The organism is Staphylococcus sp. NWU MK-U1 (assembly GCF_033283505.1).
Classification (GTDB): Bacteria; Bacillota; Bacilli; order Staphylococcales; family Staphylococcaceae; genus Staphylococcus; species Staphylococcus haemolyticus.
Genome location: NZ_JAVSMG010000003.1, coordinates 140,799 through 167,361, shown reverse-complemented (window position 1 = coordinate 167,361; position 26,563 = coordinate 140,799). Strand labels below are relative to the sequence as shown.

General features: G+C 34.9%; 20 protein-coding genes and 1 riboswitch. Of the genes, 1 reads left to right on the top strand and 19 read right to left on the bottom strand.

Features of this window, described 5'->3' with window-relative positions; genetic code table 11:
- Nucleotides 1-47: 47 nt before the first annotated feature.
- From aryK to betB, 3 genes are all read right to left on the bottom strand, one after another.
- Nucleotides 48-2,312, bottom strand: coding sequence for a transcriptional regulator AryK (gene aryK, locus SBL16_RS06315; protein WP_119472102.1), 2,265 nt, complete (start codon nucleotides 2,310-2,312; stop codon nucleotides 48-50).
- Between the two features lie 303 nt (nucleotides 2,313-2,615).
- Nucleotides 2,616-4,322 (bottom strand): choline dehydrogenase, encoded by a 1,707-nt coding sequence (gene betA, locus SBL16_RS06310; RefSeq protein ID WP_053016335.1) that lies wholly within the window; start codon nucleotides 4,320-4,322, stop codon nucleotides 2,616-2,618.
- Nucleotides 4,323-4,463: 141 nt separating this feature from the next.
- Entirely contained in the window at nucleotides 4,464-5,954 is a 1,491-nt protein-coding gene (gene betB / locus SBL16_RS06305; protein ID WP_107611281.1) for a betaine-aldehyde dehydrogenase, read from the bottom strand.
- A gap of 263 nt (nucleotides 5,955-6,217) precedes the next feature.
- Between betB and cudC the strand changes: the two genes are divergently transcribed.
- Nucleotides 6,218-6,772, top strand: coding sequence for a choline uptake/conversion transcriptional regulator CudC (gene cudC / locus SBL16_RS06300; RefSeq protein ID WP_037551526.1), 555 nt, complete (start codon nucleotides 6,218-6,220; stop codon nucleotides 6,770-6,772).
- Between the two features lie 60 nt (nucleotides 6,773-6,832).
- Here the strand turns inward: cudC and SBL16_RS06295 are convergent, their stop codons facing one another.
- The 16 genes from SBL16_RS06295 to SBL16_RS06220 all read right to left on the bottom strand — a co-directional run bounded on the left by SBL16_RS06295 (nucleotide 6,833) and on the right by SBL16_RS06220 (nucleotide 25,808).
- Entirely contained in the window at nucleotides 6,833-8,458 is a 1,626-nt protein-coding gene (locus tag SBL16_RS06295) for a BCCT family transporter (protein WP_037538340.1), read from the bottom strand.
- A gap of 361 nt (nucleotides 8,459-8,819) precedes the next feature.
- Entirely contained in the window at nucleotides 8,820-10,112 is a 1,293-nt protein-coding gene (locus SBL16_RS06290; RefSeq protein ID WP_107611279.1) for an anaerobic C4-dicarboxylate transporter family protein, read from the bottom strand.
- A gap of 223 nt (nucleotides 10,113-10,335) precedes the next feature.
- Nucleotides 10,336-10,602: a hypothetical protein gene (locus SBL16_RS06285; RefSeq protein ID WP_107611278.1), complete on the bottom strand. Its 267-nt coding sequence runs from the start codon at nucleotides 10,600-10,602 to the stop codon at nucleotides 10,336-10,338.
- A gap of 181 nt (nucleotides 10,603-10,783) precedes the next feature.
- Nucleotides 10,784-11,563, bottom strand: a complete 780-nt coding sequence (locus SBL16_RS06280; RefSeq protein ID WP_107613230.1) for a CHAP domain-containing protein — start codon at nucleotides 11,561-11,563, stop codon at nucleotides 10,784-10,786.
- A 519-nt stretch (nucleotides 11,564-12,082) separates the two neighbouring features.
- On the bottom strand, nucleotides 12,083-13,453 hold the full coding sequence (locus tag SBL16_RS06275; protein WP_107611276.1) for a CitMHS family transporter: 1,371 nt from the start codon (nucleotides 13,451-13,453) through the stop codon (nucleotides 12,083-12,085).
- A gap of 148 nt (nucleotides 13,454-13,601) precedes the next feature.
- Nucleotides 13,602-14,201: an adenylyl-sulfate kinase gene (gene cysC, locus SBL16_RS06270; RefSeq protein WP_107611275.1), complete on the bottom strand. Its 600-nt coding sequence runs from the start codon at nucleotides 14,199-14,201 to the stop codon at nucleotides 13,602-13,604.
- Nucleotides 14,202-14,217: 16 nt separating this feature from the next.
- Nucleotides 14,218-15,396, bottom strand: coding sequence for a sulfate adenylyltransferase (sat, locus tag SBL16_RS06265; protein WP_107611274.1), 1,179 nt, complete (start codon nucleotides 15,394-15,396; stop codon nucleotides 14,218-14,220).
- A 51-nt stretch (nucleotides 15,397-15,447) separates the two neighbouring features.
- On the bottom strand, nucleotides 15,448-16,317 hold the full coding sequence (locus tag SBL16_RS06260; RefSeq protein ID WP_011274744.1) for a sulfite exporter TauE/SafE family protein: 870 nt from the start codon (nucleotides 16,315-16,317) through the stop codon (nucleotides 15,448-15,450).
- A gap of 20 nt (nucleotides 16,318-16,337) precedes the next feature.
- A complete protein-coding gene (locus SBL16_RS06255) occupies nucleotides 16,338-16,949 on the bottom strand; it encodes an NAD(P)-binding protein (RefSeq protein WP_107611273.1) in 612 nt (203 codons plus the stop codon).
- 43 nt (nucleotides 16,950-16,992) lie between these two features.
- Nucleotides 16,993-17,757, bottom strand: a complete 765-nt coding sequence (gene cobA / locus SBL16_RS06250; RefSeq protein ID WP_107611272.1) for a uroporphyrinogen-III C-methyltransferase — start codon at nucleotides 17,755-17,757, stop codon at nucleotides 16,993-16,995.
- 36 nt (nucleotides 17,758-17,793) lie between these two features.
- Entirely contained in the window at nucleotides 17,794-19,515 is a 1,722-nt protein-coding gene (gene cysI, locus SBL16_RS06245) for an assimilatory sulfite reductase (NADPH) hemoprotein subunit (RefSeq protein ID WP_107611271.1), read from the bottom strand.
- 18 nt (nucleotides 19,516-19,533) lie between these two features.
- Nucleotides 19,534-21,402 carry an assimilatory sulfite reductase (NADPH) flavoprotein subunit gene (locus tag SBL16_RS06240; RefSeq protein WP_107611270.1) on the bottom strand — a complete coding sequence of 623 codons (1,869 nt, stop codon included), beginning with the start codon at nucleotides 21,400-21,402 and terminating at the stop codon, nucleotides 19,534-19,536.
- Between the two features lie 174 nt (nucleotides 21,403-21,576).
- Nucleotides 21,577-22,308, bottom strand: a complete 732-nt coding sequence (locus tag SBL16_RS06235) for a phosphoadenylyl-sulfate reductase (protein ID WP_037538321.1) — start codon at nucleotides 22,306-22,308, stop codon at nucleotides 21,577-21,579.
- 196 nt (nucleotides 22,309-22,504) lie between these two features.
- Entirely contained in the window at nucleotides 22,505-23,302 is a 798-nt protein-coding gene (locus tag SBL16_RS06230) for a zinc ribbon domain-containing protein (protein ID WP_107611269.1), read from the bottom strand.
- A gap of 191 nt (nucleotides 23,303-23,493) precedes the next feature.
- The gene (locus tag SBL16_RS06225; RefSeq protein ID WP_107613232.1) at nucleotides 23,494-24,612 is read right to left on the bottom strand and encodes a 5,10-methylene-tetrahydrofolate dehydrogenase; all 1,119 of its coding nucleotides are present in this window, start codon (nucleotides 24,610-24,612) and stop codon (nucleotides 23,494-23,496) included.
- A complete protein-coding gene (locus SBL16_RS06220) occupies nucleotides 24,609-25,808 on the bottom strand; it encodes a 5,10-methylene-tetrahydrofolate dehydrogenase (protein WP_107611267.1) in 1,200 nt (399 codons plus the stop codon). The genes SBL16_RS06225 and SBL16_RS06220 overlap by 4 nt, the downstream gene beginning before the upstream one ends.
- Nucleotides 25,809-26,167: 359 nt before the next feature.
- A riboswitch (TPP riboswitch) is annotated at nucleotides 26,168-26,269 on the top strand.
- The last annotated feature ends 294 nt before the right edge of the window (nucleotides 26,270-26,563 follow it).

Below are 26,563 nucleotides of genomic sequence, written 5' to 3'. Positions count from 1 at the left end.
AAAGGATAATGACAAAAATTAATGATTAATTTTTGTCATTATCCAACTTATACATACTTATTCACTTCTATAATATGAATGGAATTCGTCATTACTTTTAAATGATAGGTAAGTGTTTCTTCTACCTCCACTTCTGCGATATCCAATTTAGGATATGAAATACGATTAACATAATCAATCGTTTCCTGATCCATACCATATGTTGTATTGTGTTGTTGCCATACCCGATATAAAGCACCGTTCTCTTTATCTAACGTGTAGTGTTTAATTTTATATAGGCCACTTTGAAGTTGATTAATTTCTATTTTAAAATTTCTCTTTTCCATTACATTCGGCTGCTCTGAAATCGTGTAGTAAGGATTGTAATGATCCGCATCCCATACAACAATTTGAAGATGTGTATCGTCGCCAACAACCATACATTCTTCATTTCTGAATCTCACATTATTTTGCAACATTCTAAAGAAATTACTTGTAAAGAATGCAGGGCGTTTACCATCAAATTGATGATATAAGTCAATTCCCATTAATTGATGTTCATTCATGACACCATATTTTTGGTGTAATTCATAATTCAGCCAATAACCCACCGTACACACTTTTTCATTAATATCTAATAATTGTTTAAATATAATACCCGCTCTAAAATATTCGCCATTAGTAAGATTTGAATTACCAGTTAAGGTATTCCAGTTGAGTAACATTAACGGCATAGCTTTCTGCTTTGTCGGGAGCCATTCGACTATGGCTTCTACTGTCTCGTTGATATGATTTTTAGCATACTGATACTGTATATCTTCAGAAACTTCTAAATTGACTACGTCATTCTGATTAGCTTCAAACGCTAACATGTTAACTTGTTCAGGATGATCTTTAATGAGTAACTTCAAGTTATTTTTTTGATTACTGAAATCTTGATAATTTACAATAAATTTCACGTTAGATATATAACGATTAAATACTTCATATAATTGAATGTACTGTTTCAGATCTATGGCGTCTATAATTACTGAAAGTTGCATTCTACTGCTATGTGTTGTCATATTTATAAAATGTTTAAGAATCTGTAACCATGTATCACAATACGCTTGAAATGCTGTTGCACTATGTGGCGGTCTCAAACGAATACTCAAATGTATTTGATGGTTCATTAAAAATAACAAACACTCATCTAAAGTCATATATTGGTGGCTATGCGGAATAATTTCATCAGATGCAACGACATGTTCTCTCCAAGAAGTATCATTTACTAAATCTTGTACCAATACAGTATCTAAACCAACTCTATCTTTCACTTCCAATAATTGCTCTCTATAACGATGCACGCGCATATTGACGATACTTCCAATTTGAACGATATGATTGTATTTATTTAAATATCCAAGACTGTCTTCTAATTGAATATCGATTTCTTTTTGGGGTTCTGCCGAATGAATGATTACATCCATTTGATTATTCACAAATGACGACAAATATTGAATATACCCCTTAATACTTTGCTTATTTAAAGGTTTCATTTTCAACTGATTCAAGTCTTTAACTTGAAATTCCTTACGATAATCACCCGGTGTCATGTGATACCATAATTTAAAATGTTTAGCTAATGACGTTGAATTAGAAAAACCATTCTTCATTGCTATGTCAGTAATTGAAATATCACTATATTTCAAATCATGTTCAGCATTTCTCGTTCTCACTTTATTAAGATAACTATTAAACGACGTTCCTAATTTTTTCGTGAATAATCTAGAAGTGTACGAACTAGACAAATTAATATAGTCTGACAAATCATCCAAACCAATACGTTCCATATAATGTTGATTAATGAATTCCGAAGCGAGACTAGCAAACACATCATCTTTATTATGTTCATGAATCAACTCTTGTCTAGATTGATATGGAATAAATTTCACCAGCATTTCAATTAATTGAATCATCATTTGATCTATATGTAATTGATGAAACTTCCCTTTTCTTAAATATGTAATCCCTATTTTAGCTAACAATGTTTTGATGTCATCATGTATTTTTTGAGATACTTCTTCAAAATGAAAATAAATATTCTTATCTTCTATGTAATGAGAAAAATAATTATTAGACAGTCGAAGCGACATATAACTTACATCTGAATCTTCTAAAATCAAAAAATTTTGATAGCTATTGATTAATATTAAATCTCCAACATGATAGTGCTTATTTTGATTTTCACTCTGACATGTGACGTTACCTTTTAAAATTAAATTTAGCGATAAATAATCAGAGGCAATATCTTCCTTTTTAGTGTCGAACGTGATTTCATAGTTAGTATTCAAGAGGTATTCACCCGCCCTTCTCAATCACTTCTTCCAATCTATAATATCAAATTTTGATGACTAAGAAGATTTTAATAACGTGATATTGTTCTGAATGTTTAAAATCAAAAGTTAAATAGAAAAGGGGGGAGTGAGTCAGAATTCATTTTGAATTCATTGTCCCACTCCCCCCGCAGGGATAACTAGAACTAAGAAAAGCTTGATTTAAACGCCTTCTCAGTTCAATTAGCTACTGCAAATTTGTAAAGTAGCATTGATTTATTAATTATACTAGTTCTAGAGTATTAATATAGTGTTTTATAATTAGTGTTGGTAATATGGATCAAATTCCATTGCGCCTGCGTTTTCATCGCTTACGCCATGTTTATAATAATCTACGTATTGTGGTTCCAATGGTTTCTTACCACGGATGATATCTGCTGCTTTTTCAGCAAGCATTAATACTGGTGCATGAATATTACCGTTTGTTGTACGAGGCATAGCCGAAGCGTCAACAACACGTAAGTTTTCCATACCGTGAACTTTCATTGTTAATGGGTCTACAACAGACATTGGATCTGAAGCAGGTCCCATTTTAGCACTACAAGATGGATGCAATGCTGTTTCACCATCTCTACGTACCCAATCCAAGATTTCTTCGTCTGTTTGAACTGATGGTCCTGGTGAAATTTCACCGCCATTAAATGGATCCATTGCTTTTTGTGCTAATATATTTCTAGCTACTCGAATAGCTTCTACCCACTCTTGTTCGTCTTCTTTAGTTGAAAGGTAATTAAAGACAATACTTGGTTTTTCAAACGGGTCTTTTGATTTAATTTTCAAGCTACCACGTGAATTAGAATACATAGGACCTACGTGAACTTGGTAACCATGTGCTACTGGTGCTTTTTGTCCATCATATCTTACAGCAATTGGTAAGAAGTGGAACATTAAGTTAGGGTATGCAACTTGATTATTTGATCTTACGAAGGCACCGCCTTCAAAGTGGTTTGATGCTGCTGCACCTTTACGCGCGAATATCCATTGTAAACCAATCCATGGCATACGTTTAACATCTAAGCTAGGTTGAAGTGACACAGGCTCTTTACATTCATGTTGAATATATACTTCTAAGTGGTCTTCGAAGTTTTCACCAACACCTGGTAAATGCATACGTGGTTCTATACCTTTAGATTTCAAGAATTCTGCGTCACCAATACCTGATAATTGTAATAATTGAGGCGTGTTGAATGCTCCACCAGATAAGATAACTTCACCAGCGTCAACAGTATGATATCTACCATTACGTTTAAATGTTACCCCTGTTGCTTTGTTACCATCAAAATGAATTTTAGTGACAAATGCACGAGTCTTAACAGTTAGGTTTTTACGTTTCATTGCTGGGTGTAAGTAAGCTCTTGATGCTGAAACACGACGACCATTATGCACTTGGCTATCAAATGGTCCAAACCCTTCTTGTCTATATCCGTTCACGTCTTTTGTTTTATGGTAACCTGCTTCTACACCGGCATCAAAGAATGATTTGAACAATGGATTTGTTGCAGGTCCACGTTTTAATTTAATTGGACCGTGATGTCCTCTGAATTGATCAAATGGTGTAGCACCGTATGTTTTCTCTAGACGTTTAAAGTATGGTAAGCAATGTGCGAAGTCCCATGATTCCATACCTTCTGGTTCAGCCCATCCTTCATAGTCCATAGGATTCCCTCTTTGGTAAATCATACCGTTAATTGAACTAGAGCCACCAAGCACTTTACCACGTGCATGGTCTACTTTACGTCCCATATGCGGTTCTTCTTCCGTTTGATAAATCCAATCGTAAAAACGATTACCTGATGGGAACATTAATGCTGCTGGCATTTGAATGAATAAATCCCAAGGATAGTCACTACGTCCTGCCTCTAACACTAATACCTCTTTATCTTTATCTTCTGTTAAACGATTACCTAATACTGATCCTGCACTACCGCCGCCAATAATGACGTAATCATATGAATTCTTTTTACTCATTATAAATTCGTCCTCCCTTAAATTGATTATTATGTCTTTTTATTTCATGTTTTAAGTTCGATACGTACAACTTTATAACTCAAATAAATAGAGTCGCATAGTTAATTAATATAACGACTCTAAAGTTCTAGCATGGACTTGTTATTTACTAAAGAAGTTGACTGGTTCTGGGTTTGTGTTAGTTAAGATGTGTTTACTAGTTAAGTACTCTTCCAAGCCTTCTTTACCTAGTTCACGTCCAATACCTGATTGTTTATAGCCACCCCAAGGTGCCTGTGCAAAGTATGGATGGAAATCATTAATCCAAACTGTACCAAGTTTTAATTTATTAGCTACACGTTGTGCTTTACCGATATCTTTAGTGAATACTGCACCGGCTAAACCATAAATAGAATCATTAGCTAATTTAATTGCTTCTTCTTCACTATCAAATCCTTCAATTGTCACAACTGGTCCAAAGACTTCTTCTTGAACGATACGCATTGAAGTATCACAATCTGTAATCACTGTTGGTTCAAAGAACAAACCAGCTTGTAAATCTTCTCGTTCTGGACGTTTACCACCAATCGCGATTGTAGCGGCTTCTTCTTTTGCAATTTCCATGTAACCTTCAATCTTATTGCGATGTTCTGTAGAAATCACTGGTCCCATTTCTGTATCATCATCGAAACCATTACCAAGTTTAATTTTGCCTACACGATCGATTAATGCCTTTTCAAAGTCAGCTTTAATATCGTTGTGTACTAATATACGTGAACCTGCTGAACATACTTGACCTGCGTGGAAGTAACCACCATTTAGCGCTTGATCTACTGCAACTTCAAAGTCAGCATCATCAAAAATGATATTAGGGTTCTTACCACCAAGTTCTAAAGCGATGTTAGTTACATGATTGGCCGCATTCTTCATGATATGTTTACCTGTTTCAATTCCGCCTGTGAACGAAACTAAGTCTACTTCTTCATGACCTGATAACGTATCTCCAATTTCTTCACCGCTACTTAATACTAAGTTGATAACGCCTTTAGGGAAGCCAACTTCCTCCATTAATTCGAATACACGAATGGTAGTTAATGGCGTAATTTCACTTGGTTTCATAACGAGTGAACATCCTGTAGCTAAAGCTGGTGCGATTTTCCATGAAGCTTGAAGTAATGGATAGTTCCAAGGTGTGATTTGAGTAACTACACCTACAGGTTCTTTAACTATTTTACTCTCAGTGTTAGGAATTGGTGAATTTATCATTTCACCACCATCTTTATCTGCTAAACCTGCAAAGTAAGTAAATACATTAGCTATATCATCCATATCCGCATATGATTCTTCTAACGTTTTACCAGTATCTAAAGTTTCTAATTTGGCTAATTCATCACGGTTTTCTGTTATTTTATCCGCAATTGCTCTTACTTTTTTACCTCTGACTTCACTTGTTTCTAGTGACCACTCGGCATCTTCAAATGCGCGACGTGCTGCAAGTATTGCTCTTTCTGCATCTTCAGCAGTACCTTCTGCAACCGTAAAGATAACTTCTTGGTTATAAGGATTAATAATATCTCTTGTATTTTTATTTGAACTTTCTACCCATTCACCATCGATATATTGACGATTAGACAATTTCTCTACAAGTTCCATCAAACGACCTCCGTTAAGTTTGTTAAATTTTTATTTAACGAATTTTACAAAACTAGGTTATCACACTTTTCACAGCCTTGCAAACGAGACAGAACTAGGCAATTTTTTACATAAACTTGAAAATTTAGTATCAAAAGTGCTAATAATGAATATGCGATTTTGAAACTTTTCATCAAACACTTTATAATGATTTAGAATCGAAAAATGAACATCAACGTTTATTTCTCTTTTGAAAAATTACTAAGTAACAATGGAGGTGCACTATGGCACGTTCAACGAATTATGATCAAAAAATTGAAGAAGCAAAAGACCTTGTAATTAACTCAATCGGTGAAACGATGGATTTGTACGGTACGAATCGTAGCGTTGGTAATTTATACGGCACAATGGTCTTCGAAGGAAGCATGACGCTTGATGAGATGCGTGAGCATTTACAAATGAGCAAACCTAGCATGAGTGCTGGCGTCAAGAAATTACAAGAATTCGACATCGTAAAACAACAATTTACGCGTGGTAGCAGAAAACAACATTTTATTGCTGAAAAAAACTTCTTCCATTTTTTCCGAAATTTCTTTACACAAAAGTGGGAACGTGAAGTTGATACTAATTTAGAAGCGGTCGAAAAGGCACAATTACTGTTAGACGAAACATTAAAAAATGCTGACTTAGACGAGCATGCTAAAGCAGAAGTCGATAAAATCCAAGCTCAATTAGATCACACAAAGCAATATTGTAAATGGTTAGAAAACCTAAGTAATGCCATTGAAAGTGGACAGATATTCGAACATTACCCAATTCCAGAAAAAGAAGATATTTAAAAAAGCTAGCAGATTTTCTAAAGTGTAAAACTTTGAAGAATCTGCTAGCTCTTTTTTTATTTATAAGTTATCATCATCATCTGATTTTTCTTTAACTTGCACAATACGTAATGAACGTCTCTCAATTTCTTTATGTTTATCCGCTCTTGTCTCCAGTTTAATCCGATCTCTATTAAGCGTAATAATAAACGATATCATCATAAAAATGAATATGACAATTAATGGTACACTCGCCAGTATGGATGCTGTTTTCAATACTTCTAGCGCACGTTCGCCACCAACTAACATAAGAGAGAACGGTAATAGACATAACGCAAACGCCCAGAATAGACGATTAGCCTTTAATGGTTCTCCAATAACTTTTTTCTGAGATGCGGCAGCTAAAATATATGAACCTGAATCAAATGTAGTCGCCAAGAATAAGAAAGCAGAAATCAAGAACAATACAACAATTAATGATGAGAATGGTAATTGATGCATTACTTGAATAATCGTTGCTTCAGTACCATGTGTGTTTAAAAAGTTAATCACGTTAAATTCACCTGTAATTTGTAAATACACAGCATAGTTACCAAATATACCAAAGAACAATAGACAGCCTAATGTACCATAAATAATAGTACCTAGAATGACTTCTTTAAGACGACGTCCTTTTGAAATTCGTGCGATGAACAGACCGATAAATGGTGCATATACTAACCACCATGACCAATAGAATATTGTCCAGTCTTGTGGGAAATTCGTTTCTTTTCGTCCTTTAATGCCACCAAAAGGTTCCATCCAAGTGGCCATATGGAAGAAATCTCTCAACATATTACCAAAGCTTGTAATCGTTGTTTCCATAATAAATACGGTAGGGCCAACAATAAATACAAAGCCTAACAATAAGAATGATAGCCATACGTTAACATCGCTTAATTTTTGAATTCCCTTTTTCAAGCCAGAATACGAACTGACTGCGAATACTACTGTGATTGTTAATAAGATGATTGAACGCACAACCATATTCTCTCCATCGATTCCTGTAAGTTTCTCTATACCAGCAGAAATCATGGGCACGCCAAGTGCGAGTGATGTTGCTGCGCCTCCTAGTAAACCAAAAATAAATAATATATCCACTAATTTACCTAGGAATTTATCCGTTTGCCCCTTTAAAACTGGACGACATGCTTGACTGATTTTATAAATTGGTTGTTTCTTAACAAACACTAAATAACCAATAGGTAATGCTGGCAACACATAGATTGCCCAAGCGATTGGTCCCCAATGGAACATCCCATATTGTGTTGCATATGTAAGTGCTTCATCTGACATCGCTTTCGCACCATTCGGTGGTACTTGATAATAGAAAGCCCACTCAATGACACCCCAATATAAAATATCCGATCCAATACCTGCACAGAAGAGCATAGACGCCCAACTAAAGTTATTGAATTCTGGTCTGTCAGTTGCCTTTCCAAGTGTTACATTGCCATAACGACCGAATGCAATATATAGTACAAAGAATAGAATAACTAATCCCATAAATAAATACACAGAGCCAATTGAATTGGAAATTGCGCTATTGATATCGGTAATTACTTTTTCACTAGCTTTAGGAAATACCATCATCGGTGTAACAGCTACAAGTAATACGATTACCGTCCCTATAAAAGTCGGCCAATCCATAATTTTTTCTCGTTTCAATTATGTTCCTCCTCAAAATTGTTGTTTCGATAAAAATTAAAAACCACTTTCTTGTCACGGTTTATTCACATATTGACGATATCTAAAATTAAATAAAAATGCAAATTCCATTCAAATTATACTTTTCTGTTTATTGAATAAATATATATTTCAGACATATTTTAAAGCTTTAAAAATCGCCATAACAACAGTGTTAAATTTAAACTTAACGTATTTAACAAATTTTATATTGCATTAATTTTGCATAATAATACTGTTATTGTGAATTTATATTTATTTGAATTCTTTTAAAATACCTGTTTATTTTCAAAAAAAGACCACTAAACTTTGAGCATTTGCCCAAAATTAGTGGTCTTATAATCTATAATCCCAATAAAAATTTAATTAAGAATCCAACCACGATTGATACACCAATCGCAAAGAACCCTGGAATAATAAAACTTGTTGCACGTGTGCGTCCGGTCTCATCTAGATTAACTGCAAATAATAATGTTGGCTGTGCTGGAATGACGAAATTGACATTAAGCGTTTGAACCATTGCAATGAAATACATTGGTGGAATACCCATACTCATGACAATCGGCACCATAATGGAGGCTGTTGCAGTTTGCGAGATAACGATCATTGACACTATGGCAACTAAGACAATGACTAGCCAAGGTATAGATTGAATTGTTTGTCCAATATCGTCTTGTATAATTTTTAAATTTTGCGGTGCATTAAATACAGTAGCACCTAACCAACCTGGACCAAGTACTGCAAAGAGTGCACCAATAGCTGATTGCGCAATATTAGATGACAATATATCACTCGTGTTAATCTTCATCATTAATAAATTAATTGCGACACTCAAATACATAAAGAATTGGACGATTTCCGTCATAGTTACTTTAACTTGTTCACCATCAACATTAAATGAAGGCATTAAATTTGGAAAAATACCAAAAGTTAATATACCTGCAACACATAATAAAAATCCAACTACGCCTAATTTGGTTTTCGTTGTAAATGATTGTTTGACTGACACTTCAGGCGTATGTGCAATTTCACTTGCAGTGACCTTTGTCTTACGACCCACAAATGTACAAAAGACACTCAACATTAGCATCGTAATAATCGCTGTAGGTAATACAATACTTAAATATTGTCCCATTGATATATGGTAACCAGCCATTACTGATATGATATAAGCTGTTGCCGATGCTGCAGGACTACATAATAAGGCTAAATTTGCAGTCAAAACAGATGCGGTGAGTGGTCGTTTAGGTTGGATATTTGCTCTAACAGCAGTCTTAGCAATAATAGGTTCTAAAGATAACGCAATATTTGCGGTACCTACACCAAATACAAACAGAAAGACAATCATTGGTGCGATAAAAATAATGGATTTCGGGAAACGCTCGATAATTTTAGAAGCAAGAAAGACTAAATAGTCTATTCCTCCTGTAGCTTGTAAAGTACCACCTGCGATACCAATAGATAAAATGATTAAAACTGCAGTGACAGGCGCTGAACCTGGAGGCAATTGAAAAACAAAAATCATAATGAGTTGTGCCACAATGGCGAAGATACCACACCCTAATGCACCAGCTGTGCGAAGCCCTAATATAATAGCCAGTATCATTATGATGATTTCTACTACAAACAGTAGCATGATGAAAGCTCCTAACTTTTCTGAAAATTATTGTGATTTTTTTAACATACATAGTTTATCACTTGCAGATGCTAAAAGTATAGAATTGAAGAAAAATTGAGATATTAAATGTAAATAAAATGTGAACATTCAACCTTACTCTTCAATTTATTTCTCATCAATTTCAATTTAAAAACCCTTGAAAGTATGCTTGATATAGCATCTTCCAAGGGTTTTATAATCATTATTTCTCACGATGATTTATATGCTCATCTTTGAGTGTTCCTTCTTTAGTTGGCGCGTCTTCATAGTCACCATCTACGCCTTTATCATCAGTATGACCTTTTGCCATTTCTAAATTTTTCTCAGTTTCTTTTCGTTTTTCTTTTTTAGAGCGTTTATCATATGCTCGTTCTTCTAATAATGAACCCCAAATTAGGCCACAAATAATCGCAATAGTTACAATAGCAATTAGAGCTAATATAATCCACTTAATTACATCAAACATCATCTCTACTCACCCTCCTTCACAATTAAACATAATATTCTTTAAGTATTCTTTTTCTTTATATTATGTTTCCCTTTATGCTTGGGCTTCAATCACACGAAGCCCTATCTTGTCACAGTCTTTTCTCAAAAGAAAAAACCACGACTCCGCATGATAAGGAATCGTGGTTAAAAGTTATTTCAAATTATGAAATGTAGTTGTATGAACCAGCTTGGCTAGCTGAGATTGTACGTGATGAAACGACACCAGGTCCACCATTATAGTTCATTTCTGAAACTTTAACTGAACCATCATCGTTTACACTTTCAACGTATGCAACGTGACCGTATGCACCTTGAGATGTTTGCATTACTGCACCTGCTTTAGGTGTGTTATTAACTGTGTAGCCATCTGCAGCTGCTGCAGTTGCCCAGTTATTTGCGTTACCCCAAGTGCTACCAATTTTACCGCCTACTTTGTCATATACATAATACGTACATTGACCTGCAGTGTAAAGGTTTGAACCTCCACTTGATTTACCAGCTAATGCTTCGCTACTAGAACTTGAACTAGTTGATTGTGTAGTTGGTGCGTTTTGAGTTGTGACTTTAACGTTACGATCTGAAGTTGAATAACTAGCACCTAAACCACCGCCAGCATTATTGTTTGCTGTGTATGATTGAGTGTTTTGGTTTGATTGATTGTTATTGTAATTATAGTTGTAGTTATTGTTTGATTGAGTATTGTTTACTGCTTGGTTGCCAGTGTTTTGTTGACCACCTTGTTGAGCTTGAGATGGGCTCCAGTTACCTTGCCATTCATAATGATAATTACCTTGTTGGTCAATTGTGTAAGTGTAACTATATGAATATGGGTCATTAGGGTTATATCCATTATTATTTTCCGCTGCGTCTGCATCTTGGTGTGCTAATCCGAATGTTGCAATACCTGCTGTTGCGATTGTAGCTGTAGCGATCTTTTTCATAATAAAATATCCTCCTAGAATGTTTAAAGCTTATTTTTTCTCGTGGCTACCTGCAATTGACATATTAGAAATTTCAAATCAATTTGATTCAAAATAGTTTTAAGAAATTTTTTCCTCGTTAAATAACGACAAGACATACTCTAACAGACACACAAGGGTTTGTGTGGAATGTTAAGGGTTTGTAAATGAATCATAATAATTTTACTTTGCATGTAATAAACATAGACTTATATTACAATTATAAAAACACTTCTATGACAGTGCTTATACTATATTAATCAACAGTGTATATACTCGACTTGTAAAATATCTGATAATTTTAAAGATGTTTTATTTCATGAAAAGTGGGAACTATGAAGCGTTTTCAAAGTTTGGCGAGGATATTTTGGAAGTATTTTTTATAATAATAATGATAAAAATCGAATCCCCCTTATAAGACATTAGCGACATGCTTATAAGGAGGAATATGAGTTTAATTATTCAATTTAGATCTTTTAACAACGTACTAAATCGAGTCATTTAAATTGTAACTGTACCTATTAATACTGCTATGCCTAATAACACAATCGCAAATCCCCAGATCCAAAAGAATGCATACTTAATATATGTACCCATGTTTGCCTCAGCAAGACCAATAGCTAACCATAATGCAGGAGAAAACGGGCTTACAAATGTTCCTACAATATTACCGATTACCATTGAATATGCTGTTGAAACTGGATTAATACCAAATTGACTTGCAGTTTGTTCTACTATAGGAAGTAACGCGAAGTAATACGCATCTGTACTTGTAAGTAAATCAAGTGGAACACCGAAGAAACCGACAATGATATGTAAATATGGTCCAACGGCATCAGGAATAATCTTAATGAAATTTAAAGCAATTGACTTTAGCATACCTGTTTCTTCTAAAACACCTAAGAACATACCTGCTGCTATAATAACTGCGGCCATCATTAATGCATTTGGTGCATGGGCCTTTAGACGGTTCATTTGTTCATCCACATTTGGGAAGTTAATCACTAATGCAATTGCAACACCAATCATAAAAGCAAATTCTGGCGGTGCAACGTTAGCTAACATCATAACTAATACGATAATCGTCAACAGTACATTGGCCCAAATTACCCAACCATGTTTGAGCGCGCGTCCTCTTACTGGAAACTTAATGTCTTGATCTCGTTCATAATTTTTCACAAGTCGATGAATATCAATGTTTAATGTAGGTTCTACTTCACCGTTATCGATTGCCTTCTTAATTCGTTTCTTTTCCCTAAACCCTAAATAAGTTGCGAAGATAAGTACTAACACGAAGCCAATCAATTGTACTGGAATGATGCCATACCATAATTCGTTAACACTTTTCACTTTCAATACAGAAGCAACACGCGCCATTGGTCCGCCCCAAGGCACCATATTCATAATTGCGGCACTAATTGCTAGTAAAAGAATTAATAAGTATTTGTTCATATTTAAAGCTTTATATAGTGGCAATAATGCAGGAATTGATAATAAGAAAGTGACAGCACCTGCACCATCTAATTGTGCAAACATACCAATCAATGCTGTGACAATACAGACAATGACCACATTACCACGAGTCATTAATATAAGTCGTTTGACAATAGGTTTGAACAATCCACTGTCAGTCATAATGCCAAAGAATATAATTGCGAAGATAAACATGATGACTACGCTCATCACAGATTCTAAACCACTATTAAAGAATTTAACTAAATCTTTAATGCCGTATCCTAATAGCAAAGCACCAATACTAGGAATTAAAATCATACCGACGACTGGACTAATCTTTTTTGCAATTAAAAGTCCAACAATTGAGCCGATAATGATTATCCCCATTATTGTTAACCACATATTATCCCCTTGCATGTGAATTCCCCCTTATATCGTAATACGCTCTCCATTTATATAGAAAACGTTTTCATAATTTTATCAAAAATCTGACTTTAATTTAAGACGATATGCAAAAAAAGCGTGTTATCAATCTTGAAAAAGACTGACAACACGCAGAATACTTTTAAATAATTCCTTTATTCTTCAAATATTTAATAATAGTACTTACTGATTCTTCTACACTTTGATGTTCTGTATTAATCGTAATTTCTGGTTGATGTGGTGCCTCATACGGCGCACTTATACCAGTAAATTCTTTTATTTCACCAGAACGTGCTTTTTTATAAAGACCTTTAGGATCACGTTGTTCACATGCTTCCACGCTACACTCTGTGTAAACTTCAATGAATTCTCCATCTTCTAAAATTTCACGAACTTCATCACGATCAGCTCTGTAAGGCGAAATAAATGCTGTTATAGCAATTGTTCCCGCATCTACAAGTAATTTACTTACTTCACCAATGCGTCGAATATTTTCCTTACGGTCTTCTGGACTAAAGCCTAAATTCTTGTTTAAACCATGTCTAACATTATCGCCGTCTAGTCGATAAGAATGTTTTCCTAATTGGAACAAAGCTTTTTCAAGTTCTACTGATACAGTTGATTTTCCAGATCCTGATAATCCTGTAAACCATATCACTACACTTTTATGACCGTTTTGTTGTTGTCTATCTGACTTAGTAACTTCAGAATCATGCCATGTAATATTACTTGATTGACTCATGCTAAATCCCTCCGAATTAATTTTGTTTTAACCCTTTGATTAAGACTTCAGCTACTTCAGGTCTAGAGAATTTTGTAGGTAGTGATTCACCATTTCTAAGCTTTTCTCTTACTTTAGTACCACTTAAATGTACATGCTCTGATGCGTCGTGCGGGCATGTTTTAGCAGTAGCCATGTTGCCGCATTTTTCACAATAAAATGCATGTTCAAATTTCAATATTTGAATATCTAGTTCATCTCCAAATTGAGAAATTAATTCTTGAGCTTCATATGTGCCGTAATAATCGCCCACACCTGCATGGTCACGTCCAACAATGAAATGCGTACAACCATAGTTTTTACGTACTGTGGCATGTAGAATTGCTTCACGTGGACCAGCATAACGCATTGCCGCAGGATAAATGACTAAGCGCGCTCTATCTTTAGGAAAGTAGTTCTTTAAGATAGCTTGATAACTTTCCATACGAACGTCCGCTGGAATATCATCTGATTTCGTTTCTCCTACTAATGGATTAAGCAAAAGACCATCTACAATTTCTAATGCAGATTTTTGGATATATTCATGCGCACGATGTACAGGATTTCTTGTTTGGAATCCAACGACAGTCTTCCATCCTAAATCATGGAATAATTGACGTGTTTCTGCTGGGTCTAAATGGAAATCAGAGAACTCATCATGTTTAGGTCGATTAATTAATTGAATCGGTCCAGCAAGGTAAACATTCCCCTTGTCATAAACTTTTTTAACACCTGGATGTGCCTCGTCAGTCGTACCATACACATTTTGAGCTTCTTTTTTCTTATCATATGTGTACTTTTCTTCTAATTTCAATGTGCCATATAATTCGCCATCTTCACCGTATAATGCGATGTCATCACCGATTTCTAATTTATCCGCTTCTTCTTCAGAAACAGGTAGCGTAATCGGAATACTCCACACTAATCCATTTTCAAGATGTGTATCTTCAACAACTTTAGTGTAGTCAGCCTCACCCATAAATCCTGTTAACGGACTAAAACCACCAATACCGATTAATTCTAAGTCAGAAATTGACCAAGGATTTAAAGTAATCACTTTATATGATTGTGCTGCTTCTAAAAGATGATCTCTTTCTTCACCTTCTACTACGCGGTTAATTAATGTACCACCATGTGGTTTAATCGTATAATTAATAATCTGTTCATGTGTTGTCATTATTGATAACTCCTTTTCCAATTAATTAGATTAGTTTACTCGGTTTTATTTTCAAGAAAAAGACAATTTTTTGTTGCGAATCACAGTGATAATAACAAGTATCACAATCGCACAAATAATTGCGAATCTTACAATATTTGAAATTGTGTCATCGTGTACGAAATAAGTCATTAATGCATTGCTATTTGTGAAGATGATTAAGCCACCAACACAAATGGCTAGAATATTAATTGGTAATATCTTTGTTAAATATGCAGAGATAGGTGCTGCAATCATACCGCCGACACTTAACGCAATAACAAACCACCAATTAATCTGAGTAATACCTAAGAAGATGATGAAACTCAATGACGTTGATAATGTTACAAAAAACTCACTCGCCGATACAGTACCAATTGCATATCGTGGTTGGATCTTATGACTAGCTAATAACAAAGGTGTATTTACTGGTCCCCAGCCACCTCCGCCAATCGCATCTAAGAATCCGGCGATAGCACCTTGAGGCACAAGTTTGAAACCACTCAACTTACCAACATGTGTATGAATTTCTCTATTTCGTTTAAATAAAAATTGATACAAAATATATATACCCATTGAAAGTAAGAACAATGCGATATATGGCTTAATATAATCTCCATGTATTTGTGTAAGTAGACCTGCACCAATAAATCCACTTATAGCACCTGGAATAGCTAACTTTAACATGGTAGGCTTATGCACATTCTCAAATTTCCAATGTGATGTTCCTGATGCAGCAGTCGTAGCTATTTCTGAAAAATGTACAGTCGCCGATACAATGGCCGGTGCAATACCATAAGTTAATAATATTGATGATGATGAGGCACCGAATCCCATGCCAAGTGAACCATCAACAAGTTGGGCTAAAAAACCAGCTAATGCAAATATAAATAATTTTCTCATATATCACATGCCCCCTGACATTAAACTTGTGATTGAAGCCATCGCTTGAATTCTTTTTGTTTCTCCTCATCCAAATAGTCCTCAGATAATACATGTTGTAATAACGCTTGCTTTCTAGATGGCTCTATCGTTGATGCTTTAATAAGTTGTCTACTTTCATATAAAAAATCGATATAACTTTCATAACGTTCATCGTAGGTGTCTTGCAATGTCGATATAATTTGTCGACCTAGTTTAGGACTTGCACCATCTGTAGATACACTAATAGTCAATTTGCCACGTCTAAGCATACTAGGAAACGTCACATTCCCCGCTGAAGCATCTGCAGCGTGATTTAATAATGTACCTTCTGGCAAATTATCTTTAACATGTTGATTTACCTCTGGTTGATTTGTCGCAATAATAACTAGAAATGCGTGACTAATATCTTGTGGTTCAAACATTTTTTCAGCCCAAGTCAATCGCTGTTGCTGAAATAAAGTATGTAATTCTTTGGTGATTGAAGGACTAACAATATGAACATGAGAACAGTATTCAACTAATGACTTTGCTCGTCGAGTTGCTACCTTCCCACCACCAACAATGACTATCTTTTTATTTTGTAAATCAATCATAAGTGGCATATTGCTCATATTGTATCCTCCTTTTATGATTATTCTTTCTTATTTTTAATAATTAAGGTAAGGTCATTTCTAAATCCGTAGTTTGTTCTTTAAACCAACTAATTTTTTGTCGCATTTGGACAACATCGCCAATAATAATCATAGCGGGATTTTTTATTTCTGACGCTTTTTCAACGATGTTACCTAACGTGCCATCAATTGTTTTTTGAGAAGTCGTCGTTCCTAAATGAATAAGTGCGACAGGCGTGTCTATTGATTTACCATGTTCAATAAGTAGGTCACAAATTTCTGGTAACCGTTTAACACCCATATAAACACAAAGTGTTTCTGGACCATGCGCTAAATGTGCCCAATAATCATCTTTAGACATACCAGGTTTATTAACTGCTGTCACAAAAGCAACTGACGAACTATAATCTCTGTGCGTGACAGGAATGCCTGCATAAGCTGGTGCAGCAATACCCGAAGTGATACCAGGCACAATCTCAAATGCAATCTGATGTTGTGCCAATATTTCTGCCTCTTCACCACCTCGGCCAAAGACAAACGGGTCACCACCTTTTAAACGAGTGATAACATGTCCTTTTTTCGCTAAATTAACCAACATTCGATTCGTTTCTTCTTGCGGTAATGAATGTCTATTCGGGTCTTTGCCACAATAAAAGAACTTTGTCCCCGGTTTAGCTAAATCTAAAATGTCTTTATTGACTAAGCGATCATATAAAATCACATCTGACATTTGAATGGCTTTCATACCTTTGATAGTTAATAAATCAGGATCACCAGGTCCTGCTCCTACTAAATACACTTTCCCCATGTTGTCACCCCCGTTTAAAACAACTTATCTCAAACTTTAACTATGGAAGTCTTGTCCTCCATGAACTTTAGCAACAACACCTGAACGTATGACAAAGTCACCAAAATGCTCACCTTCAAGACGTTCTTTACCATAATCCATAAGAATTGGACGTAGACTTTCAAGTATTTCTTGTTCTCCGATATTCTCTTTGTACAATTTATTTAAGCGTTCACCTTTGAAGCCACCACCTAAATACATATTATATTTGCCAGGTGCTTTGCCTATAAATGCAATTTCTGCAAGTGCTGGTCTAGCACAACCATTTGGACATCCAGTCATACGGATTGTGATTTCTTCATCATTCACACCCGCTTCATCTAATAAGTCTTCAATCTTAGAGATTAATGATGGTAAATAACGTTCTGACTCAGCCATCGCTAATCCACATGTTGGGAACGCAACACATGCCATCGAATTACGTCTTAATCCCGTATAATTTTTACCATCTGTTAAACCATACTGATCGATAAGATTTTGAATTTCTTCTTTTTTCTCTGGAGTTACATTTGCAATAATTAAATTTTGGTTAGGAGATAATCTGAAGTCGCCCGTATGTGTTTTTGCAATTTTTCGTAATGCCGTTTTTAATTGATAATCTTCTGTATCTTTAACACGTCCATTTTGAATGAATAATGTATAATTCCAAACACCTTCGTCGCCCTCTATCCAACCTAGACGATCGCCATTATGTTCGAATTCAAAATCACGTGCTTCTTCAATTTCCCAACCTAAACGTGTATTTAGTTCTTCTACAACTTTATCCACACCTAAGCGGTCAACTGTATATTTGAATCGTGCATTTTTACGGTTCTCACGATTACCATAATCACGTTGAATTGTTAAGATTTTCTCACAAACATCAACGACTTGTTCTTTAGGAACGAAACCAGCTAAACGACCAACTTGTGGGTACGTATCTGTATTTCCGTGCGTCATACCCATACCGCCACCAACTGTGACATTAAATCCGACGAGTGTTTCATCTTCAACGATACCGATAAGTCCGATGTCTTGTGAATAGACATCAATATCATTAGATGGTGGTAAGGCAATACCAATTTTAAACTTACGTGGTAAATATTTCTTACCATACATTGGTTCAATTTCTTCTGAAGAATCTAATACTTTCTCCCCATCTAACCAAATTTCATGATAGGCATTGGTCTTAGGTAATAGATGGTCACTGATTTTAGTTGCATAGTCATTAATCTCTTTATGAATATGAGATTGATATGGATTAGGATTACACATTGTATTACGATTCACGTCCCCACATGCCGCGATCGTATCAAGTACAGACTCATTAATTTTCTTCATAGATGTTTTTAAATTTCTTTTTAAAATGCCGTGAAATTGGAAAGTTTGACGTGTTGTTAATTTCAGCGTCTGGTTGGCATAATTATTAGAAATGTCATCCATGGCAATCCATTGTTCAGGTGTAGCTGTTCCTCCTGGTAGACGCACGCGAATCATAAAGCTGTATGCTGGTTCTAATTTCTGCTTACGACGTTCGTCACGTAAATCTCTATCATCTTGTTGGTAGCTACCATGGAATTTCAATAATTTAGTGTCATCATCTGAAATAGCACCAGTAAGTGGGTCTGCTAAGCCTTGCTCAATTGTCCCACGTAAATAATTACTTTCGTCTTTTAAATACTCTAAAGCATCTAGCTTCTTATCAAGTTCTTCTGACATTTGCTTATTTGTCTTAGCCATTAAGTACCACCCTTTCTATTAGTACACATCGCGTTGGTAACGTTTATCTTTCTTCATTTGTTTAAGGTAGGCTTCAGCATCTTCTTCAGATAAGTTTTGTTCTTTCACTAAAACATTGCGGATAGCTTGATGTACATCTTTCGCCATATGTTTTTCATCACCACAAATGTAAATTGAAGCACCTTTTTGAAGCCATTCATTAAATTCTTTACTGTGTTCAGCAATACGATGTTGGACGTATACTTTTTCATCAGTGTCTCTTGAGAATGCAACATCCATTTTACCTAGCACGCCATCTTTCAACCATTCTTGCCATTCCGTTTGATATAGGAAGTCTGTTGTAAAGTGTTGATCACCAAAGAATAACCAAGTATTACCTTTAAATCCATGTTCTTCTCTTTCTTGCATATATGCTCTAAATGGTGCAACTCCTGTACCAGGTCCAATCATAATAACTGGTGTGTCACCTTCTTTAGGGAATTTGAAGTTTGGATTGCGTTTCAAGTAAATTGGAACAGTGTCACCTGGTTGAATACGTTCAGCAAATTGAACTGAACATACACCTGAACGGTCACGTCCATGTGAGTTGTATCTAACCGCCCCAACTGTAATATGCACTTCATCTGGTAGCGCTTCATAACTACTAGATATTGAATATTCTCTAGGTGGTAATTTTCTTAATAATTGATATAAATTTTCTGGTTGAAGTTCTGTTGTCGCAAAGTCATTTAATAAGTCGATTAAGTCACGACCTTCAATGTAACTTTGAACCCATTCATTATCTTCAACTTTTTCATTAAGTTCTTCATTTTCAAAGAATGACGCCGCATTGATAAGAAGCGGTTCCGTTAACTTCGTAATTTCAAAATGAGTTGTTAAGGCTTCTTCTAATCCTAATGTGTCACCCTCATCTGAAATTTGAACTTGATCATTTGGATCCCAACCTAATGTGCTAATTAATAAATCAACTAAAGCTGGGTCATTTTGAGGTAGAACGACTAAACAGTCTCCAACTTCATAATCTTCACCGAAATTATCTAATAGAAATTCAATATGTCTCGTTTCCTTATTTGAACCTTGTCCATTAAGGTTAATATTTTCTAAGACTTCTGCTTGATATGGATTTGCTTTAGAGAATTTCTTTTCTTTTGCAGACTTAATTGATTCACTTACAATTTGTTCATTTTGAGTGCCTTCTGGTGCAGTATCAATCGCATTGATTACATTTGCCATCCACTTTTCAGCATCTTCTTCATAATCAACGTCGCAATCCACACGATCATATATACGTTCTGCACCTAATTCATCTAGCTTTCTATCAAAGTCACGACCTGTTTGACAGAAGTATTCATACGTTTGATCCCCTAATGCTAGAACTGAGAATCTCACACCTTCAAGTTTAGGTGCCTTTCGACCATGAATAAACTCATGTAATTCAGCTGCATTATCAGGTGGATCCCCTTCACCTTGAGTAGAAGTGATAATGAATAAATCTTCAACATTTTTTAGATTTTTAGGTTTAAAATCGTCCATTGCTTTCAATGTCACGTTATGACCTATATTTGATAAGCGTTCTTCAAATATTTCAGCTAACCCTTGTGCATTACCTGTTTCAGAACCATATAAGAGTGTAATTGCTCGTTTCTCCGGCGTGATGACAGGTTCGTTTTGTTGAAGCATCGCTTCTGTGCCTTCAGTTAGACCATTTGCATTTGTTGAACTTGAACCTGTTTGTGATGGTACAGTTCCATTTGACGTTAATTGTTGGTTAGCAACTAAGTATCCACTTAACCATACCTTTTGTTCAGGTGTAAGTGTTTGTAAGAGTTCATTAATTTGTGCCGCTTGTCCTTCTGTAAAAGGACTATTTGTAACACTTAAATTCAATTGTATCCACCTCTTATTCCGTAAAATAACAATCATTTTATAAAAGCTTTATACTACTTTTATTATGTAAGAAATATGTCCGTCTGTACACTATTGTCGGACATATTTTGTTGGTTTTATTTAAAACATATCAGAATACTATGTTTTATAGTTAAAAATTTTTATCCAAACGCATTATGGTTTATCAGCAACATGTAAGCCACATTCTGTTTTATCGAAATTCGACCAACGCCCTGCTCTAGAATCATCTGAGTCAAATACAGGAGCGGTACATGGTATACAACCAATACTAGGATAATGTTGATCATGCAATACATTATAAGGTAAATCATGTTTCTTAATATAGTCCCAAACTTCATCTTCTGTCCAATAAATTAGAGGACACACTTTCACTGATTTAAAACGCTCGTCTTTATTAATAAAGTTCGTATTTGCACGTGTTGGCGATTGGTCTCGACGTAAACCTGAAACCCAAGCAACAGCACCACCTAACACTTCTTCTAAAGGTTTAATCTTTCTTATATAACAGCATTGATTAGGATTATTCTTCCATAATGCCGGATTATATTTGTCAGCTTGTTCTTCAAGCGTTAAATCAGGCTTCTTCATTTCAATACGAAGTTTTGGAAAGCGTTCTTTCACTCTATCAATCAAGTCATACGTTTCTTGGAAATGTAAATCCGTATCTAGAAAGACAATTTGTGCATCTGGCTTAATCTGGTAAATCAAATCAATTAAAACCATACTTTCCGCACCAAAACTACATGAATAAACAATGGAATCACCATATGTGCGATACGCCCATTCTAATATTTCATAAGCGCCTTTAGTTGCATCGTCAGTAGAAATAGAATCAATGAAAGGGTCACCTTCAAAATTCTCATACGTAATTGTCGGTACTGACATAAACTTATGGTCCCCCCTAAAATTTCACAAATTTATTAATCTAATACCTATCAGAATTGTCAGAATAATATGTTACTACTTTATCGAGATTTTGCTATAAAGTCAAGGTTCTGTGGAGAATTATATAAAGAAGGGGGGAGTATGACATTGATTCCATTTTGCATCCGTCACACTCCCTAAACATTTCAACTTTTCACTAGTAATGATTTTCTGGAATACACTGAATCAAAGCAATTTCACCATTCTTTGTAGTTACTAAAATTTCAAAGCCATTATTTTTCACGGTATTATAAATATAACTTCCAGCATCATTATTTTTATCATAATCACTGTATTTACTAATAAATGTTTGCTCATCAACATTTGAGGGTGATACACCAATTTCTCTTACTACTTCAGTATTACCTTTCAATTCATAGGCCACTGCTAAATTTCCATAAATGGTATAAAGATAATCCATCCCTGTTTTATGAAAGACACGATTGGAGCTACCGTATCTTTTTTCTACTTCTGCTCTGGTCATGCCTAGTTTAATGCCCATGTATGAATCCCTTGTATCCTTTTGCATAAATGACTTATGGAAATCCTCACTCATGACATCAATTTTAGGTGCTTGTGAATGAGTTGCATCTTTGTCTTTTTCATCTTCACTTTGTTTCGCTTTTTGCTTTTCCGCTTTAATAGGATCGTTAGACACTTTACCGTCATCCGTTGTTTCTTTATCTTTCTTCACATGCGCTGTTGTAGTCGTAGTCTGCTCCGTTTGCTCCCCTTCTTTTAAAAAGAAATGATAATAAGCAAAACAGCAACTGACTATAATCCCAATAACAACTAAGCCAACTAATATAAATGGCCAAATGCTTGACTTACGCTCAGCTATTTCATATTGTGACTCAATTGAATCATCTTCAAATACGCGTAAATCATTGCCACATTTACTACAAAATCGTTGCTCTTTAGTTATTTTATTACCACATCTAGGACAAAAATTCATGATATTACCTTCCTTCACTTCATGTTGCTAAATCTAAGTAGTTGTTGTGAATTTAGGTCTCTTATTTATTTTGACACCTACATTATATTTAATTTTAAATTAAGCACTAATTATTTTCTATAATTTTTTTATATAAATTTATCTAAAAAATAAAGTCGAAGAAAGCTTAACACTTCTCGACTTTAATCTAGTTATTCTTCATCTTTATCTCTATCATCATATCGCATTTGTTGTCGGTAACCATAAGTACTTTCTTTGATTAGTTGATCATTTAATAATCCAGCACCAATCGCACCTGCAACAGTTGAAATAGAAGCAGCAAACCAAGGAATACTTAGATATAAATCAATTCCAGCCGGTCCTTTTAAACCTACTTGTTGCCCTAAGAAATCAGATGGTAATAACACAAGTTCCGCAATTAAAAATAATGTGTAGAGAATAATGTAATAAATGATAATAGCTACAAAGAGCGTCATCACTGTAGTTAAGTTATATAACCATGTGATTCGTTTATTACGACTTTGTTTGACAGATTCCCACAAATCATGAGACATCATAATCCAAAGTAACATACCTAAGACTGCGATAATAGATATTCCAAATAGACGCCACATTGAGAATTCCATACTCATCTGCCACATAGTCGTAAATATTAAGCCAAATGCGCCAGTGGTAAAAGCAATTGCCACAATATTACTAAGGCTTGCCATCATATTAAGTGGATTATTCGCAAATGTCATACCACTCACAAGCCGAACCATTCCCATTGACCTAGTATTAGATAAATAGCGTAAATGATCATTACCTGTTTCATCTAAATATACTTCAGTTTTGTCTATTTTAGACAATGGAAATTGTTTGTTAACTGCATATGTTACATTATCATTGTCATCATAATCATTCTTTTCAGCTTCAGAATGATGCACTTCATTGATTATCGCAACGATGGCGTTCTTAAAACGTTTCTTAACTGGGCGCCAACCAAATGCAGGATAAGAAAAGACAGCAGCGCCATTCTTCTTATTGATGTCCAGTGCTAACACCCGTTCATTATGAAACATAGGTAAATCTGTAATTGCAACGACATAATCCCATTGTCGCTTATCATGATAATCTTGTATCTTTTTAAAAATTTTGCCAACGGATTCTGCGTAGCCTGTCAGAGGATCAACCACGAGATCCACTTCCCAGTCATGTTGGTTGTTATTCTGGTGAGATAAGATGTTCGGAATATCATCCATTAAACTCTCAGCTAATTTTTCTGTAACACCAGGCGCTACAACTAAACCAATTGTTTTAGCTTCATTCATGCGTCATCCTCCTCCCTATGATCCTGTTTTTTACCGTCATACTGTTCATCATCATTACTTTCTTTGTTGGATGAAGATTGTTCCACGTCATGTTGTGATACATCTTGTGATTGTTGTTCTTTTTTCTCTTTTTCCTCTTGTTGCGCTTCTTTATAACGATGATATTGGCGATAAGAATACGTAATACGTCGAATCTTCTCTTCATTTTCTACAGTTGAGCCCATTGCACCTGCTAATAAACCAAGCGATGATACAAACCATAACAATTTCAAATAATTTATAAATGTGAAATCAGGGTTTGCACTTGTCCAACTATTAAATAAACTTACAGGTACAAATAATGAAATACTAATAGATAGTAATACATATAAAACTGCGTAATTCATCAATGTAATGATGACTAAAGTGAGTAATGTCGTCGCGTTATATACATAACGATAAACACGTTGAGACTTCGCTGTTTTTTCTTCAAATAACTGATGCGCGTATAATAACCATCCGGCCATACCCAATATAGAAATAATCATTAAGACAATAAATCTTAAGGTTGAGTATTGAACACTTAATTCCCATGGCATGGAGAAGATAGATACATAGGTTCCTGTCGCAAATGCAACGGAAATTATCTTCTTAAAATTAAACAAATTCCTCCATGGCTCATTCGCTCGCGTTAAACCCAAAATAAGCTGCAACCATCCTAATATAAAGTAGCGATTAATATAACGTCTTATCGAACTTTCATCTTCTCTAGGATCAACAGCTTTAGGTTTAATCAGTGGATGCACTTTGGGGCGCTCTTTCGTATTATTGTGATATAACTGTTCAACTAGTGCTGTCATACTCTTCACTAACTTACGCTCTAAATTAATCCAACCTAACGCAGGTAATGAAAGCATAGAAACTTGCTTTTCACTATTAAAGTCACTAATCACAACTTTATTACCTGAGATACTTGGTAAATCTGTAATACAAATAACGAAATCCCAATCATATTCTTCCTTCAATTCTGCAGCTTTATCTATACTCTCATGTACATCCTCAGCAGATCCTATTAATAAATCTACTTTACTCTCGAAATGCCATTCATTCACATCCTTAATCCGGTTATGTAAATGTTGTTGAATCTTTGGTATCGCATTATCGACGAGCTTATGTGCAACGCCTGGCGATGGCACTAATCCAATCGTAAGGGTCATGATTAACCTCCTTCCTCTTCTAATATTTGCTAAGTTAACTATTGTTTTTTTTTGAAAAAAAGTATTAATTAACGGGGTCAAAATTATGCAATGTTCATTTTATGATAATAACAATACTTTTTGCAATTAAGGGAGTTGAACAGAATTCGTTTTGAATTCGTTTTTCAACTCTCGCAAGGATGACTAGAACTGAGAAGAATTTAATTTTAAGCTTTTTATCAGTTCAGTCAGCTAATGCGAATTTGCATTGTAGACTTATGAAATTGTTTTATAATCGGCTCTTCACATTAACTCTAACTAGTCAAATTACAGTCTTGACTTCTAAAATTAAAAATACTAAATTAAATATATAGTATAAAAATATGCACTAGGGGTGTTTTCAAACTGAGATGGAGTCTTACTCCAAACCCTTTGAACCTGAACTAGATGGTACTAGCGTAGGAAAGTGTGGATGAAATTGTAGATAACTTGATTAAGGTCTAGATATGTCATGCCTTATTTCATAAAAACTCACATCTATCATTTACGTAACTTTTCTATAGTGAAGGTTGCGTATTTTTTACTTTAAAAAAGTGACAGAGGTGACCGCCAGACAACTTTATCATAGTAGTGAAAATGTCATGTTGAAATAAGCATTGTCTGAGAGAAGCTTAGACTAGTAGTATTGTAGAAAATTCATTTTATTTATCCAATTTATTTATCCATATAATAGAAATTAACGTAAAGTCGGTGATGCTAACTTAGGGGTGTCACCG